The sequence below is a fragment of the Nocardia sp. BSTN01 genome, from assembly GCF_015354405.1.
Lineage (GTDB): Bacteria > Actinomycetota > Actinomycetes > Mycobacteriales > Mycobacteriaceae > Nocardia.
The window spans coordinates 15,000-30,505 of record NZ_JADKYP010000025.1; the positions used below are offsets into that span (position 1 = coordinate 15,000).

At 68.0% G+C, this 15,506-nt stretch carries 12 protein-coding genes and 1 pseudogene; 9 read left to right on the plus strand and 4 right to left on the minus strand.

Translation table 11 applies throughout. From position 1 onward, the window contains the following. Nucleotides 1-297 precede the first annotated feature (297 nt). The 3 genes from IRT45_RS20510 to scpB all read left to right on the plus strand — a co-directional run bounded on the left by IRT45_RS20510 (nucleotide 298) and on the right by scpB (nucleotide 3,247). The gene (locus IRT45_RS20510) at nucleotides 298-1,269 is read left to right on the plus strand and encodes a ParA family protein (protein WP_083903817.1); all 972 of its coding nucleotides are present in this window, start codon (nucleotides 298-300) and stop codon (nucleotides 1,267-1,269) included. Then, nucleotides 1,266-2,138, plus strand: a complete 873-nt coding sequence (locus IRT45_RS20515; protein WP_063066521.1) for a ScpA family protein — start codon at nucleotides 1,266-1,268, stop codon at nucleotides 2,136-2,138. Before IRT45_RS20510 ends, IRT45_RS20515 begins: the two co-directional genes overlap by 4 nt. 503 nt (nucleotides 2,139-2,641) lie before the next feature. After that, a complete protein-coding gene (scpB, locus tag IRT45_RS20520) occupies nucleotides 2,642-3,247 on the plus strand; it encodes an SMC-Scp complex subunit ScpB (RefSeq protein WP_228534689.1) in 606 nt (201 codons plus the stop codon). 413 nt (nucleotides 3,248-3,660) lie between these two features. Here scpB and IRT45_RS37055 read toward each other — a convergent pair whose 3' ends face one another. Continuing rightward, a complete protein-coding gene (locus IRT45_RS37055) occupies nucleotides 3,661-3,915 on the minus strand; it encodes a hypothetical protein (protein ID WP_228534700.1) in 255 nt (84 codons plus the stop codon). On the opposite strand from IRT45_RS37055, the pseudogene IRT45_RS37060 reads away from it, so the two are divergent. From IRT45_RS37060 to der, 3 genes and pseudogenes are all read left to right on the plus strand, one after another. Further along, nucleotides 3,859-4,869: pseudogene (locus IRT45_RS37060) on the plus strand (pseudouridine synthase); the annotation flags it as partial. The gene IRT45_RS37055 and the pseudogene IRT45_RS37060 overlap by 57 nt on opposite strands. Before the next feature lie 98 nt (nucleotides 4,870-4,967). Then, nucleotides 4,968-5,636, plus strand: a complete 669-nt coding sequence (gene cmk / locus IRT45_RS20530; protein WP_228534690.1) for a (d)CMP kinase — start codon at nucleotides 4,968-4,970, stop codon at nucleotides 5,634-5,636. Beyond that, entirely contained in the window at nucleotides 5,633-7,075 is a 1,443-nt protein-coding gene (der, locus tag IRT45_RS20535) for a ribosome biogenesis GTPase Der (RefSeq protein ID WP_194807462.1), read from the plus strand. The genes cmk and der overlap by 4 nt, the downstream gene beginning before the upstream one ends. A 665-nt stretch (nucleotides 7,076-7,740) precedes the next feature. Here the strand turns inward: der and IRT45_RS20540 are convergent. Beyond that, nucleotides 7,741-8,343, minus strand: coding sequence for a TetR/AcrR family transcriptional regulator (locus IRT45_RS20540; protein WP_194807463.1), 603 nt, complete (start codon nucleotides 8,341-8,343; stop codon nucleotides 7,741-7,743). Between the two features lie 73 nt (nucleotides 8,344-8,416). Here IRT45_RS20540 and IRT45_RS20545 point away from each other — a divergent pair, with 73 nt between their 5' ends. Together IRT45_RS20545 and IRT45_RS20550 are read left to right on the plus strand one after the other, a co-directional pair. Beyond that, nucleotides 8,417-9,646 (plus strand): FAD-dependent monooxygenase, encoded by a 1,230-nt coding sequence (locus IRT45_RS20545; protein ID WP_194807464.1) that lies wholly within the window; start codon nucleotides 8,417-8,419, stop codon nucleotides 9,644-9,646. A 213-nt stretch (nucleotides 9,647-9,859) separates the two neighbouring features. Then, complete coding sequence (locus IRT45_RS20550; protein WP_194807465.1) at nucleotides 9,860-10,921, plus strand: alpha/beta hydrolase family protein; 1,062 nt, start codon at nucleotides 9,860-9,862, stop codon at nucleotides 10,919-10,921. A gap of 436 nt (nucleotides 10,922-11,357) precedes the next feature. Here the strand turns inward: IRT45_RS20550 and IRT45_RS20555 are convergent, their stop codons facing one another. Continuing rightward, on the minus strand, nucleotides 11,358-11,519 hold the full coding sequence (locus IRT45_RS20555; RefSeq protein WP_194807466.1) for a hypothetical protein: 162 nt from the start codon (nucleotides 11,517-11,519) through the stop codon (nucleotides 11,358-11,360). 55 nt (nucleotides 11,520-11,574) lie between these two features. Between IRT45_RS20555 and IRT45_RS20560 the strand changes: the two genes are divergently transcribed. Further along, nucleotides 11,575-13,215: an MFS transporter gene (locus IRT45_RS20560; protein ID WP_228534676.1), complete on the plus strand. Its 1,641-nt coding sequence runs from the start codon at nucleotides 11,575-11,577 to the stop codon at nucleotides 13,213-13,215. Nucleotides 13,216-13,281: 66 nt separating this feature from the next. On the opposite strand, the gene IRT45_RS20565 is transcribed toward IRT45_RS20560, so the two are convergent. Further along, nucleotides 13,282-15,450, minus strand: a complete 2,169-nt coding sequence (locus IRT45_RS20565; protein ID WP_194807468.1) for a bifunctional diguanylate cyclase/phosphodiesterase — start codon at nucleotides 15,448-15,450, stop codon at nucleotides 13,282-13,284. Nucleotides 15,451-15,506: the final 56 nt, after the last annotated feature.

Consider the following 15,506-nt stretch of genomic DNA (forward strand, 5'->3'; position numbering starts at 1 on the left):
GCGCCGGCCGCGGCGGCGCGATATCGGGTGCGGATTGCCGCAAAGGGTTTCCCAACACCCCCTCGAGGCGACAGAATGCGGTTGGTGCCGTGAGGACACGGTGTTGTGGCACGGGCAATGACACAAGTGCGCAACGATCGGGGGCGTTCCCCAAGCGTGTCCGATCGGGGGTCTTGCGCTCGGAGGCGGTAGCGTCTATTGCGGCGGTCCGGTACATCGGCGTCCGGTGTAGCGATCGCCCGCTGTTCCGCAGCGCGCGGCGGGGCAATGAGCAGGAAAACTGAAGGAGCAGCGGACATGACGACAGCCGGCCCGGCCGAGCCGCCGAACAGCGCTGCGGCAGAACCGCTTTCGAATATCCGAACCGGCCTCCGAATCGAACAGGCGGCCCGCAGACTCTGGGAGGCGAACGACATCGTGGCGGACGGTACCGAACTCGGCCCGACCGGACGCCCGCTGCGCGACATTCCCGAACCACCCCCGTCGTCGCGCAACGGTGACGCCCTGATCGTCGCCATGTGCAATCAGAAGGGCGGCGTCGGCAAGACCACCTCCACCATCAATCTCGGTGCGGCGCTGGCCGAGTACGGCCGCCGGGTGTTGCTGGTCGACCTCGACCCGCAGGGCGCGCTGTCGGCCGGGCTGGGCGTGGCCCACCACGACCTGGACCTGACCGTGCACAATCTGCTCGTCGGCGGCCGGGCGAGCGTCGACGACGTGCTGCTCAACACCAAGGTCGACGGGATGGATCTGCTGCCGAGCAACATCGATCTCTCGGCGGCCGAAATTCAGCTCGTCAACGAGGTCGGGCGGGAACAGACCCTCGGCCGCGCGCTGGCCCCGCTGCGCGATCGCTACGACTACATCCTCATCGACTGCCAGCCGTCGCTGGGTCTGCTCACCGTCAACGCGCTGGCCTGCGCCGACGGCGTGATCATTCCGATGGAATGCGAATACTTCTCGCTGCGCGGGCTCGCGCTGCTGACCGACACCGTCGAGAAGGTGCGGGACCGGCTCAACCCGCGGCTGGCGCTGTCGGGCATCGTTGTCACCATGTTCGATGCGCGATTGCTGCACTCCCGGCAGGTGATGGCCCGGGTGGTGGAGGTGTTCGGCGATCTGGTGTACGACACCGTGATCAACCGGACCGTCCGTTTCCCCGATGCCAGTGTCGCCGGTGAGCCGATCACCACCTGGGCGCCGAAATCCGGTGGCGCGGAAGCGTATCGGGCGATGGCACGGGAAGTCATCCACCGGTCGGGCCGGTGAGCGAGGCCGGACCACCGGCTGCCGAGGTCGTACCGGAGAACAAGCCCGACGGGTTCCACCTGCGGCTGAGCAATTTTCAGGGTCCGTTCGACCTGTTGTTGCAGCTGATCAGCCAGCGGCGGCTCGATGTGACCGAGGTGGCGCTGCACAAGGTCACCGACGAGTTCATCGCCTACACCAAAGAGCTCACCGCGAGCCTGGAACGCGATCCGACGCTGCGGGCGGATCGGATTCTCGATCAGACCACCGAATTTCTGGTGGTCGCCGCGACCCTGCTCGATCTGAAGGCCGCCCGGCTGCTGCCCTCCGGTGAGGTCACCGATGCCGACGACCTGGAACTGCTCGAAGCGCGCGATCTGCTGTTCGCGCGGCTGCTGCAGTATCGGGCGTTCAAACAGGTCGCCGAACTGCTCGGTGAGCTCGAGGCCGCCGCGTTGCGCCGGTATCCGCGGGCGGTATCGCTGGAGGAACGCTTCCTGGATTTGCTGCCGGAGGTGAGTCTCGGCGTCGACGCGGCGGGTTTCGCCGATATCGCCGCGGCCGCGTTCCGGCCCCGGCCGCGGCCGACGGTCGGGCTGGACCACCTGCACGCTCATTCCATCTCCGTCGCCGAACAGGCCGCGCTGGTTCTGGAGATGCTGAAGAAGCGCGGGGTGGGGGAGTGGTCGACGTTCCACGATCTGTGCGCCGACTGCGAGATGCCGATCCAGATCGTCGCGCGCTTCCTCGCGCTGCTCGAGCTGTACCGCGGCAAGACGATCGAATTCGACCAACCCGACCCGCTCGGCCCGCTGGCGGTGCGCTGGATCGGCGACGAGGCCGAGGGTGCGCCCGCCGAGCCCGTGACAATCGATGAGGACTACGGATGATGCCGCACGGTGAGCAGCCCAGTGAACGCGCGGAGGCCGAAGGCCGCGAGACCGCGGTGGGGGCCGCGGGTACGCCGGAGCAGGCCCGAACCGAGGCCGCCGCCCCGGCAGACGATGTCGCAACCGAAACTGTGGCGGAGAACGCAGACATCGTGCCGGACGAGCAAGCGCCGCATACCGGCACCGTGGCATCACCGGCCGAACCGAGCGGGCTCGACGTCGATGACACGCGTATCGACGACGCTGGGAGACGAGCCCCGGCGATCGACGCAGCGCCCACCGACGATGCAGGGACCGGTGCGGCGGTCGCGGGCGCGGGGGTTGCGCCCGCAGGTGGTGTGCCGGAGATCGTTGCCCCGTCCGGAGTTCCGCAGAACGGAGTCGCGCGGGCCGGGCGTACTCGACCATCCGCCGGTGCAGCCGGGTCTCCCGGCGAGGCGCGAACCGCGGCAGGGAACGACGCGGACGACGAGGAGGCTGCCCGTCCGCTCGACGATCAGGAGTTGCGGTCGGCGCTCGAGGCGATGCTGCTGGTGGTGGATGCGCCGGCGCCGGTGGAACTGCTCGCGGCGGCGGTCGACGACGCACCCGCGCGGGTCGAGCGGGCGTTGCGGGAGATGTCGGCGGAATGGACTGCGCGGGGCAGCGGAATCGACCTGCGCTACGTGGGCGACGGGTGGCGTCTGTACACCCGCACCGAGTACGCGCCCTACGTCGAACGTATGCTGTTGGATGGGGCGCGGTCCAAGCTCACCAGGGCCGCTTTGGAAACATTGGCGGTTATCGCCTATCGTCAACCGGTTACGCGAGCACGAGTGAGTGCCGTGCGCGGGGTGAACGTCGACGGCGTGATCCGCACCCTGGTGGCGCGGGGACTGATCGCCGAGGCGGGCGCCGACGTCGACACCAACGGCACCCTCTACGTCACCACCGAACTGTTCCTGGAACGGATCGGGCTCGCGTCGCTGGCGGAACTTCCGTCGCTGGCGCCCCTGCTACCGGGCGTCGACCTGATCGACGAGATCAACGAGAGCCTGGAGACCGACCCCCGGTACACCAGGCTGAAGAAACCCGCCGAATCGGATATCGATCTCGGCACCGAGGATTGACCGGATCCGCAGCGGATCCTGTCGACTGATCAGAGGACCACGTGAATACACCCGCTCGCCGAGATGGCACACCGGACCGTAGGAAAAGACAGAGCGACCCGCCCCGCGGCGGCGGACGCACGGCACGAGGGGCGGCCGGCCGCTCCGACCGCGCCGACGACGGCCGCGGCGGATCGCGCGGCGACCGGTACGGACGCCGGGAGGACAGCTACAGCCGCGGCGGCGACAACCGCGGAGCACGCTCCGGCCGCGGGGACGACCGTTACAGCCGCGGGGGCGACAGCGGCTACAGCCGGGGTGGTGACCGCCCAGGGCGAGGCGACGATCGTTACGGGCGTGGTGGTGACCGCTCCGGTCGTGGGGACGACCGTTACGGTCGTGGAGGGGACAGCTACGGACGTGGTGGTGACCGTTCAGCCCGAGGAGATGACCGTTACGGCCGCGGGGGCGACAGCGGCTACAGCCGGGGTGGTGACCGCCCGGGCCGAGGGGACGATCGTTACGGCCGCGGGGGCGACAGTTACGGGCGTGGTGGTGACCGGTCCGGTCGCGGAGACGACCGCTACCACCGTGGCGGCGAGAGCTATGGCCGCGGTGGCGACAGCGCCGGACGCGGTTCGCGGTCCGAAGGCGGCTACGGCCGCGGTGATCGGTTCGCTCGCGGCCAAGCGGCCGGTGACTCGCGGTACGGCCGCGGCGATGCCCGCCCGTCGCGCGGCGATTCGCCCGCCGGATCGCGGGACCGCGGCGCCGCCGCCGGTCGCCCACGCGCGGCCGCCCCGAAGCCGAAGAAGCGCAAGACTCCGCCGACCGTGCTGAGCTTCGCCAAACCCGCCCGTCACCAGCATGTCGAGGCCGCGGAATCCGGTCCGAAGAAGTTGCCGTGGGGTGAGGGCGAGCGGCTGCAGAAGGTGCTCGCCAAGGCGGGCGTGGCCTCGCGCCGCGCGGCCGAAGAGCTCATCGAACAGGGCCGCGTCGAGGTCGACGGTGCGGTCGTGCGCGAACAGGGCCTGCGCATCGATCCCGATACCGCCGTGGTGCGGGTCGACGGGGTCCGGGTCGTGGTTCGCGACGAGCAGGTCTACCTGGCGCTGAACAAGCCCAAGGGCTTCCAGTCGACGATGTCGGACGAAATGGGCCGCCCCTGTGTCGGCGATATCGTCGCCGAGCGGGTCATGGCCGGTCAGCGGCTGTTCCACGTCGGCCGCCTCGACGCCGACACCGAGGGTCTGCTGCTGCTCACCAACGACGGCGACCTCGCGCATCGGCTGATGCACCCGTCGTTCCAGGTGTCGAAGACCTATCTCGCGACGGTGCAGGGTGAAATGCAGCGTGGCGTCGGCAAGCAGCTGCGCGACGGTGTCGAACTCGAGGACGGCCCGGCGAAGGTCGACAAATTCCAGGTGCTCGAGGTCGCCGAGGGCAAAACGCTGGTCCGTGTGATCCTGCACGAGGGCCGTAAGCACATCGTGCGGCGGTTGCTCGCGGAGGTCGGGTATCCGGTGATCGCGCTGGTTCGCACGCATATCGGGCCGGTCGCGCTGGGTGATCAACGGTCGGGCACCCTGCGGGTGCTGGGCCGCGACGAAATCGGGAAGTTGTACGAGGCGGTGGAGTTGTGAGTGGTGTGGACATGCTGGACGATCGGATCCGAGGAGGCCGTGACGTGGTGGAATCCGGCATCGGCGACGGCATCCCCGGCGCGGAACTCGTCGTCGCCATGGACGGGCCTTCGGGCACCGGCAAGTCGAGTGTGTCGCGCCGTCTCGCGGCGCGGCTCGACGCACGCTATCTCGACACCGGCGCGATGTACCGCGTCGCGACGCTGCGGGTGCTGCGCAGCGGTGTCGAGCTGACCGATCCGGCCGAGATCGCGGCCGCCGTCAAGGATCTGCCACTCACCATCGGCACCGATCCCGGCCACGAGCTGATCGAACTCGACGGCGAGGACGTCTCGTCCGAGATTCGAGGCGACGCCGTGACCAAGGCGGTCTCCGCCGTCTCCGCCGTGGCCGAGGTACGGACGCAGCTCGTCGCGTTGCAGCGCGAGCTCGCGGCCGCGGCCGGGCGCATCGTGGTCGAAGGCCGCGACATCGGCACGGTCGTGCTGCCCGACGCCGATGCCAAGATCTATCTGACCGCCTCGGCGCAGGCCCGCGCGGCGCGGCGCAATCAGCAGAACATCGTCGAGGGCCGCGGCGACGATTACGAGGCGGTGCTGGCCGATGTGCAGCGCCGCGACAATCTGGATTCCACCCGCGCGGTCTCGCCGCTGCGCCCGGCCGCGGACGCGGTGCAGGTCGACACCAGCGAGCTGAGCATGGACCAGGTCATCGACGAGCTGTACCGGGTTGTGGCGCAGCAGATTACGGTGGGAGAGCGTAGATGAGCCCGAGTGTGACACCGAGTTCGAACTCCGACACCCTCGCCGGCGACGGCATCTGGACCGACGAAACCGAGTGGGAGATCGCCGATTTCGAGGGTGACGCGGATGCCCACGAGCATGTGCCGATGCCCACCCTGGCCGTCGTCGGCCGGCCGAACGTCGGCAAATCGACGCTGGTGAATCGGATTCTGGGCCGCCGCGAGGCCGTCGTGGAGGATATCCCGGGCGTCACCCGTGACCGGGTGTCCTACGAGGCGAGCTGGGCCGGACGCCGATTCCTGGTGCAGGACACCGGCGGCTGGGAGCCCGACGCCAAGGGGCTGCAGCAGGCGGTGGCCCGGCAGGCCGAACTGGCGATGCAGACCGCCGATGCGATCCTGCTGGTCGTGGACGCCACCGTCGGTGCGACCGCGACCGACGAAGCGGCGGTGAAGGCGTTGCGGCGCTCCAAGACTCCGGTGATCCTGGTCGCCAACAAGGTCGACGGCGAGAAGGCCGAGGCCGATGCGGCGGTGCTGTGGTCGCTCGGTCTCGGAGAGCCGCGGATGGTGTCGGCGACGCACGGCCGCGGTACCGGCGATCTGCTCGACGATGTCCTGGCGGTGCTGCCGGAGACTCCGCGCGAGGGTTCCGGGGGAGGCGGCCCGCGCCGCGTGGCGTTGGTCGGCAAGCCGAATGTCGGAAAGTCGAGCCTGCTGAACAAGCTGTCCGGTGACGAGCGCTCGGTGGTGCACGATGTCGCCGGAACGACGGTCGATCCGGTCGACTCGCTGGTCGAATTGGGCGGCAAGACATGGCGTTTCGTCGACACCGCGGGTCTGCGCCGCAAGGTCGGCACCGCCGACGGAACCGAGTTCTACGCCTCGTTGCGCACCAAGGCCGCCATCGAGGCCGCCGAGGTCGCGATCATGCTGATCGACGCCTCCGAACCGATCACCGAGCAGGATCTGCGGGTGATCGGCATGGTCGCCGATGCCGGTCGCGCGCTGGTGCTCGCGTTCAACAAGTGGGATCTGGTCGATGAGGATCGCCGCTACCAGCTCGAGCGTGAGGTCGAGCGCGAATTGGTGCGGGTGCCGTGGGCGCAGCGGGTGAACATCTCCGCCCACACCGGCCGCGCGGTCCAGAAGCTCGTTCCGGCAATGGAAACCGCACTCGAGTCCTGGGACCAGCGGATCCCCACGGGCCGGCTCAACACCTGGCTCAAGGAGGTCATCGCGGCGACGCCGCCGCCGATGCGGGGCGGGCGCTTGCCGCGCGTGCTGTTCGCGACCCAGGCGACCACCCGGCCGCCGACGTTCGTGCTGTTCACCACCGGGTTCCTGGAGGCCGGCTACCGCCGTTTCCTGGAGCGCCGCCTGCGTGAGGAATTCGGTTTCGACGGTTCGCCGGTACGTATCTCGGTGCGGGTGCGCGAGAAGCGGGATCGGTCGAAGAAGTAGTGGAAAGTGCCGGTGCGGGCGGGTTTTCCGTCCGCACCGGACATTCTGCGGGCCGGGTCGATGGAAGTCCCTCGTGCCGATCTGCCGCTCAGTTCGCTCATTGTCTCACGGGCATATGCGCATCAAAACATGTGTATGCGGCATTTCGGGGGCGAGCCCGACTTCGCCGGTAGCGGCAACTTTCACAAGAAATGCATCGACAGGGCTGACTCAAAGCACAGCACTCCGTACCGCACGGGGAGGTGCAGCGAATTGCCTTCGGGGCGGTGCGGACTCGGGGAGGGCGCGTCGACGTTGTCGAATGCGTCCGTTTCGGTCACCATGTGAACCGCATCACGCTACGGTGAATCCGCTTGGCCCACAATCGAAGAGGTTTGCCATGTGGAGCATCGCCGTTCTGTCGGTCATCGCCGCCGCGCTCATCGCCGCCGGATTTTCCGCCGGGTTCCCGGACAAGTAGTCCGCAGGATATTGCGGGTTCGCATCGGGCGCTGAGGATTTCGGCCTCGGGAACCGAAGCGAGCTCACCCTGAATGGCCGCGCGGGTGCGGAGGGCGGGGGAGTGTGACACCGACGCCCCGATACTGTGCGGCCGGTTGAGTATCTATCCGTGGATACGAATCATTCGATGGTGCAGGGAAATACGCGGATCCTGCCCTGGGTGATCATGCGGAGTCCTCAGTCTCGAGCCGGTCGGCGACGAAGCGGATCGCTCGGGCGAGATCACGTCCGCGCGGCGTGCTTTCCGCGTCGATCAGCTGGTGCGCCGCCAATCCAGTGAGCAGTACCTGATACAGCGCGCCGACCGCTTCGGTATCGGTGGTCGGAGGTGTGGCGCGCGCGGCTCCCTCGGGGGGTTCATCGAATCCCTCGATCAGTCGTGCGAGGCCTGCGCGTGCCTCGCCGAGGTTCTCGGCCAGCCGGTCTCGGATCTCCGGGTGGGCCAGAGCGTCGAAGGTGGCCGACCAGAGGCCGCGGTGGGTGGCGAGGCTGTCGATCACCGCGTCCCACCGAGCCTCGAATCGCCCTGTCGACGGCGATGTCGCCGGTGGTGAATCCGCCACGGCGCCGGCCAATTCCGTTCCCCAGTCGCGGGTGGCCTGGGCCAGCGCCTCACCGAGCAGCGCCTCCTTGGATCCGAAGTGGTAGCCGATCGCGGCCATGCTCACACCGGCCGCGGTGGAGATATCGCGCACCGTCGTCCGGTCGTATCCCTTGTCGAACAGGCATTGCCGGGCGCCGGCCAGCAGATCCTCACGATTTCCCATGTCCGACAGAGTAGCGCATTCGCCTTAGACAAACGTCTTGCGCGTTTGCGCAAATTCGCTGTACGGTTCTGCCATGCAGCAGACGAGCAACACCACAATCCTGATCAGCGGCGCGAGCATCGCGGGCCCGGCTCTCGCGTTCTGGCTGGCCCGGTACGGTTTCGAGCCGACGATCGTGGAGAAGGCCCCGGCGTTGCGGGCCGGCGGCCAGGCCATCGACGTGCTGGGCACGGCCACCGAGGTGGTTCGACGGATGGGTCTGCTGGACCGGGTGCACGAACGCGGCACCGGCAAGCGCGGCACCTCCTATGTCGACGCCGGCGGGCGGGTGCGCGCCAGTATCGACAGCGAGACCTTCAACGGTGTCGGCGCGGACGGCGACACCGAGATCCAGCGCGGCGATCTGGCGGAGGTGCTGTACGAGGCGACGCGCGACGACGTCGAGTATCTGTTCGGCGATTCGATCACCGCGCTCACTCAGGACGAGGGCGGCGTGCGCGTGAACTTCGAGAATGCGGCACCGCGCACATTCGACCTGGTGATCGGCGCCGACGGCGTGCATTCGAACACGCGCAAGCTGGTGTTCGGGCCGGAGTCGCGGTTCCTGCGCCACATGGGTTACTACATCTCGATCTACACGATCCCCAATGTGCTGGACCTGGACCATTGGGAACTCGACTACAACTCGCCCGGCAAGATCGCCGGCAGCTACAGCGCACGATCGAACACCGAGGCGAAGGCGATCTTCGCGTGGGCCTCGGACCGGCTCGACTACGACTACCGCGACACCGCCCGCCAGCGCGAAATTCTCACCGAGACCTTCGCCGGTGAGGGCTGGGAGGTGCCGACGCTGCTCGAGCATCTGCCCGCGGCGCCGGACTTCTACTTCGATGCGATGGCTCAGATCCGGATGCAGACATGGTCGTCGGGCCGGGTCGCGCTGGTCGGCGACGCCGGTTACTGCGCGTCGCCACTGTCAGGGCAGGGCGCGGATCTGTCGCTGGTCGGCGCCTATGTACTGGCTGCCGAACTGGCCGCGGCTCGTGGTGATCACCGCGCGGCGTTCGCGCGCTACGAGGAACGGATGCGACCGATGGCCGACGCCTGTCAGAAGTTCGCCGAGGGTGTCGGCGCGTGGTACGCGCCCAGCAGCAAGGCGATGATCGGGTTCCGCAACCTCAACGTGCGGATGCTGCGCTACCTGCCGTGGCGCGGACTGATCGGCGGAGCGCCGCAGAAGGTCGCGCGCACGATCTCGCTGGACGATCCCGAAACGCGGACGCCGGACACCTCCGCCGCGTGACCGTTCGGCAGGTATGTCTGTTATGCGAAACCGATCGGTCGGAAATAAACATCACATTTCAGTAACGGTGCCGGACGGGGGGTCGATACGGGCGTGACACGCGCAGTGTGGCGGACACCGGCGAGGCGGGGGTTCGGGGCGGCGGCACTGGGCACCGTCGCGGCCGGGCGGGGGCACGGCCCGCCGCGTTCGATCACGAAAGGTTGCTGTGACATGCGACGATTGCGTCGGCAGAGATCCGGCCGCTCCGGTGCGACGCCGGGGCGGACCCTGCTCGCCTTGGCCCTGGCTCTGTTCGTACCGCTGACCGCGGCGGTATCGGGCCAGCTCCCGCGGGCCACGGCGGCCTTCGACCCTTCCGGCTTCGACTTCTGGGTCGATTCGAGTATGGGGCCGGTCAAATCGCGCGTCTTCCGCGCCGCCGACGGCAATACCGACCGCGTCGTCTACGCCCTCGACGGCATGCGCGCTCGCGAGGACCTCAACGGCTGGGAGATCGAGACCGATATCGCCCGCCTGCTGACCTCGTGGAATATCAACGTGGTGATGCCGGTCGGCGGTCAGTCCAGCTTCTACGCGGACTGGAACGCGCCCTCCAGCTTCCTCGGCGTCGCGCCGGGCTCGGGCTCCTCGTCCGGTTCGACATCGGGATCTGGTGCGCTGCAGGCGTTTTCGGCCGGGCCGGGCAAGTCCTACACCTACAAGTGGGAAACCTTCCTGACGCAGAACCTGCGCGACGCGCTGCGCGACCGCCTGGGATTCCGGGCCGACCGCAACGGCGTCTTCGGCCTGTCGATGGGCGGTAGTGCCGCGCTGACCCTGGCCGCCTACCATCCCGACCAGTTCAGCTTCGCCGGCTCCTTCTCCGGGTACCTCAACATCTCGGCGCCGGGTATGCGCGAGGCGATCCGTGTCGCGATGCTCGATGCCGGCGGCTACAACGTCGATGCGATGGCTCCGCCGTGGGGCCCGCAGTGGCTGCGGATGGACCCGTTCGTCTTCGCGCCCAGGCTGATTCAGAACCACACGCGACTGTGGATCTCGGCCGGCAGCGGCATCCCCACCGCCACCGACGGGCCGAATATGGGCACCGTCAACGGCATGGGACTCGAGGCCCTGGCGCTGGTGAACACCCGCGCATTCCAGGTACGGATGGCGTCCCTGGGCGCGCAGAACATCGCCTACGACTTCCCGGCCGCGGGCATCCACGCCTGGAACAACTGGCGTGACGAGGTGTACCGGATGGCTCCGGACCTGTCGGCGAACATCGGCTGACACGGGTTCGCCGACGTTTTCCTCTGCGGATCGTCGGCAATCCGGGTCGGGACCGCCACCCGGTGGCGATGTCGGGAGGCAAAGGCCCATGACGGGAGCGCAGCGGTGGTCATGGTCGAAGATACTGGGCCCCGGTGGCCCGCCGGCCGTGATCTTCCCGCTCGCTGCTGGACGACCTGCTCGCGACCACCTGGCGAATACCCTCATATTCCAGCTCTTTTCGCCCACCTCGACACCGGGCGGCTATTTCCGGGTGCTGCCGGCGTCGACGGTGAGTGGCAGACCGGTGATGTGGCGCGCCTCGAGCTTGCCGCGAATCCTGGTGATGCAGAACAACTTCGGCTTCACACCGGGGCGTGCGGACCGGAGCCGGCGGCATCGAAACCTGCCGGCGGGTGAGGACCGACCGGTGTGACGGCGTGCCGGTCGAACCCTTTCATCCGCATGGATTTCCGGAGTTGAGCGCGACTCCGAAGATGTGGCCCAGCCGCTCTCCTTCGAACAAGAGCAGGAACAAGCCGTAGTACACATCGAGCATCAGAGCATTGTGCACCGCCGCGGTGTCGTACGGCGTCGAGATGCGCGAGTTCGGTCCCACTGAGCGGGTTCGGTGATATTCGGACCACCCGGGATGTGACACGGTTCACGCCATCTTGTTCACCTGTTACTCCGGAGGGCACATGTCCACCTCCCTCGAAGCGACGACACCGTCGGAGCCGGTCGATACGACCGGCCGACTCGACGGTGCGTCCAAGCTGCGTATCTTTACCGTGCTCGCGGTGATCGTGCTGTTCACCGAGGTCGCCCCCATGCAATTCGTCATGGTGTCGGCGGCACTGCGCCAGATCGCGCCGACCTTCCCCGACCAGGGCGCGAACATCAACTGGGCGATCATCATCTTCGGCGTCATCGGCGCCGCGGCCTCACCGCTCATCGGCAAGATGAGCGACATCTGGGGCAAGAAGCGGATGTTCATGCTCTGCGGGGTGTTGTTCCTGATCGGCTGCGCGCTGTGCGCGATCACCAGCAACTGGATACTGTTCCTGCTCGGCCGAGGTCTGCAGGCCACCGCGATCGCCACCGCGGTGATCTCCTACGGCCTGATCCGCGACCTCATGCCGCGCAAATATGTGCCGATCGGGCTGGGTGTGGCCTCCACCGGCCTGGGCGTTTCGGCCGTGGCCGGACCGCTGATCGGCGGCTACATCGTCGATCACCACAGCTGGCGGGCGATCTTCTGGTTCCTGTTCGTCTTCACCGTGATCATGCTGCCGCTGGTCGCGCTGATCGTGCCGGAGTCGCGGCTGCGCACGCCGCAGCGGCTGGACTTCATCGGTGCGGTGCTGCTGGCCGCGGGCGCGGTGCTGACGCTGATCTACCTGGACAAGGGTCAGGATTGGGGGTGGGCGAAGCCGTCCACACTCGCCTGGCTGGTCGGCGGGCTGGTGCTGCTGGCCGCTTTCCCGATCGTGGAAATGCGTGTGCGGCAACCGATCATGGATATGAAGCTGCTGTTCCACCCGCGGGTGAGTGTGGTGCTGTTCGTCGCGCTGCTGGCGTCGTTCACGATCGGATACCAGGGTTATGCGGTGGGGTACATGACCCAGTCACCGCCCGCCGCGGACGTCACCGCCGGTGTCGTGCAGGGCACGCTCGCCGAGATCCACGCCCAGACCGGGCAGATGTTGCCGGCGCAGGCCGTTCAGGTGAGCCTGAATCCGGGCTACACCTACGGCGACAATCTGACGCTGCTCGGATATGCGGTGCACGTGGCCCTGGCGCAGGCGGTGATCGGCATGATCGCCGGACTGATCGGCGGCTTCTGGATTCGCCGCTCCGGTGCCCGGATGCCGCTGATGTCGGCGCTGGTGGTGATGGTGCTCAGCGGGCTGGCCTATGCGGTCCTCGATCACGGCTGGAGTGTGATCGCGCTGATCAGCGCCGTGTACGGCCTCGCCTTCGGCTTGTACTACGCCTCGACGCCGAACCTCATCGTGGAGGGCGTCCCGGCCGAACAGCAGGGCATCAGCGCGGGCATGCTCGGGGTGATGCAGTCGATGGGCGCCGCGATCGGCATCGCGGTGGCGACCGCCTTCCTCAACGCCAATCCGGTGCGCGCCGATATCTCGGTGGCGGGAAATCATGTGGCCACCAAGGAGATTCCGCTGTTGTTCGCCGACCGCGGATACGAGCTGGGTTTCTACTTCGTGGCCGTATCCGCGGCGATCGCGCTCGTGGGTGTCGTGTTCATGAAGCACGGTCGCAGCGCGGCCACCGGTGGTACCGCGTACTGATTCCGGGCTGAACGCGGGCGGTGCGGTGACCGGCGACGGCCACCGCACCGCCCGCGTGCGTAAAGATCAGCGGCCGTGCGGATTCGGCAGCGAGCCCGGCAGCTCGAGCGGCAGCGACCCGGGCTCGACGAGTTCGCGCGCGAGCAGATCCGCGATCACGTCGGCGTGCACCGGATGGTGGAAGTACCAGCCCTGGGCGGTATCGCACTGCAGTCCGAGCAGCCGATCGGCCTGATGCCGGGTCTCCACACATTCGGCGGTCACGCTCAGACCCAGATCGTGGCTGAGGTCGATGATCGTCTCCAGGATCAGCAGATCGCTGCGGCCGACCGTGCCGGCATTGCGGATGCGGTGGATGAACGGCCCGGCCAGTTTCACCACGTGCAGCGGAAGCTGGCCCAGATAGGCGAGATTGGAATAGCCGGTACCGAAATCGTCGATGGCGATGCGGATTCCGGATTCGGCGAGGGTGTGCAGCGCCTGCAGGGGCCGCCCGATCGCATGCATGAAGGTGCGCTCGGTGAGTTCCAATTGCAGCCGGTCCGGCGGTATTCCGGTGTCGGCCACGATCTTCTGCACCCGCTCCAGCCAGGCCGGATCGGCGACCTCTTCGGCCGAGACGTTCACACTGACCACCGGCGCCTGGTCGCCGAAGCGGTCACACCAGCGCCGTCCCTCCCGGCACGCCTGCTCGAGCACCACCGTGCCGAGCGCGATGATGTGGCCGCCGCCCTCGGCCAGGTCGATGAACCGTGCGGGACTGAGGATTCCCAGCTGGGGGTGGTGCCAGCGCACCAGCGCCTCCACCGCGACCGGCCGATGGTCGCCGAGATCCACGATCGGCTGGTAGTCGAGGAAGAATTCGCCGCGGGCCAGCGCGCCCGGGAGGTCGGCGAGCAGTTCGGCGCGGGTGTGCTCGCGGCGGCGCCGGCTGGGATCGAAGACCGCGTAGCGGCCGCGGCCGTCGGTCTTGGCCCAGTACATCGTGGAATCGGCGGCCTGCAGTAGCTCTTCGGTGGTGGTTTCGGCGGCCTGTTCGGAGATGACGCCGATACTGACCCCGATCCGCAACCGGTGCCCGTCGATGTCGAACGGGACGGTGAACGCGTCGAGCACCGTGCGGGCCAGATCGATCAGTTCGCGCCGGCGGCGGGTGCGGGGTACCAGGATGACGAATTCGTCGCCGCCCATGCGGGCCACCAGATTGTTCTCCCCGACCGCGCAGGCGCACAGCCGGGCCGCCGCGCGGGTGAGCAGTTCGTCGCCGATGGAATGGCCGAAGGTGTCGTTGACGGCCTTGAAATGGTCGAGGTCGACGTAGCACAGGCCGACGCGGGCGTCCGGGTCGGCGAAGGCTTCGGTGAGGGCGTCGAAGAACCGGGACCGGTTGGCCAGCCCGGTGAGCGGATCGTGGTGGGCGCGGTAGCTCAGTCGCTCGCGCAGCTCGCGCTGTTCGGAGATGTCCTCGACCAGCACCAGCGTGTACTGCGGCCGGCCGTGATCGTCGCGGATCAGTGAGACGTTGATATTGGTCCACACGGTGTGCCCGTCGCGATGGCGATACGCCTTCTCCATCTGCGCATGCTCGTGATCGCCGCGCAGCACACCCGCGTACAGCTCCCACATGCCCGGCGGATCGTCGGGGTGGGTGAGGTCGGTGACCTCGAGTTCGTACATCTGTTCCGGTTCGTAGCCGAGCATGGCGGCGAACGCGTTGTTGACTTCGATGATCCGGCCGGTCATATCCGACAGCCCCGTGCCGATCCCGGCCTGGGAGAACACGGCCCGCAATCGGGCCTCACTGGCACGCAACTGTTCCTCCACCACACTGCGCGCCGCGATATCGGCGGTGCGCACACTTTCCTGTTCGCTGAGCAGCCAGGTCCGGAACGCTCGCACGTAACCGCCGGCGAAGGCGCCGATCAATTCCGCGGCCCGGCCGGAGGCGATGTCGAGTTCGGCGAAGTAGGTGGCCAGCACCGTCATGGTGCGGCCGAGAACCTCGTCGCCGACGAAATGAGCGCGGGCCAGATCGCCGCCCAGTTCGGCGACCCGCGCGGTACCGCCGGAGTCGGCGGCGTCGATCAACCCCCGGGCGAGGGTGAGCAGCAACTGGTGGGCCTCGGAAACGCTCATGGGTACGACGTGATCGCGGACCCCGCCGCCGAGCGCCGCTGCCCATCGGTGCGCCAGGTCGGCGTGCGGACCGTGGTGTTCGGACCCATCCCACGCCATGTCGATGATGGTAGCCGGGGCGTGGACTTCGTGTGAACCGCGGGAGTTTCGCACGT

Coding starts and splice junctions, on each gene's coding strand:
- cmk (WP_228534690.1), top strand. CDS start 4,968: ATGGACGGGCCTTCGGGCACCGGCAAGTCGAGTGTGTCGCGCCGTCTC.
- der (WP_194807462.1), top strand. CDS start 5,633: ATGAGCCCGAGTGTGACACCGAGTTCGAACTCCGACACCCTCGCCGGC.
- IRT45_RS20510 (WP_083903817.1), top strand. CDS start 298: ATGACGACAGCCGGCCCGGCCGAGCCGCCGAACAGCGCTGCGGCAGAA.
- IRT45_RS20540 (WP_194807463.1), bottom strand. CDS start 8,343: ATGGGAAATCGTGAGGATCTGCTGGCCGGCGCCCGGCAATGCCTGTTC.
- IRT45_RS20545 (WP_194807464.1), top strand. CDS start 8,417: ATGCAGCAGACGAGCAACACCACAATCCTGATCAGCGGCGCGAGCATC.
- IRT45_RS20565 (WP_194807468.1), bottom strand. CDS start 15,450: ATGGCGTGGGATGGGTCCGAACACCACGGTCCGCACGCCGACCTGGCG.
- IRT45_RS20550 (WP_194807465.1), top strand. CDS start 9,860: ATGCGACGATTGCGTCGGCAGAGATCCGGCCGCTCCGGTGCGACGCCG.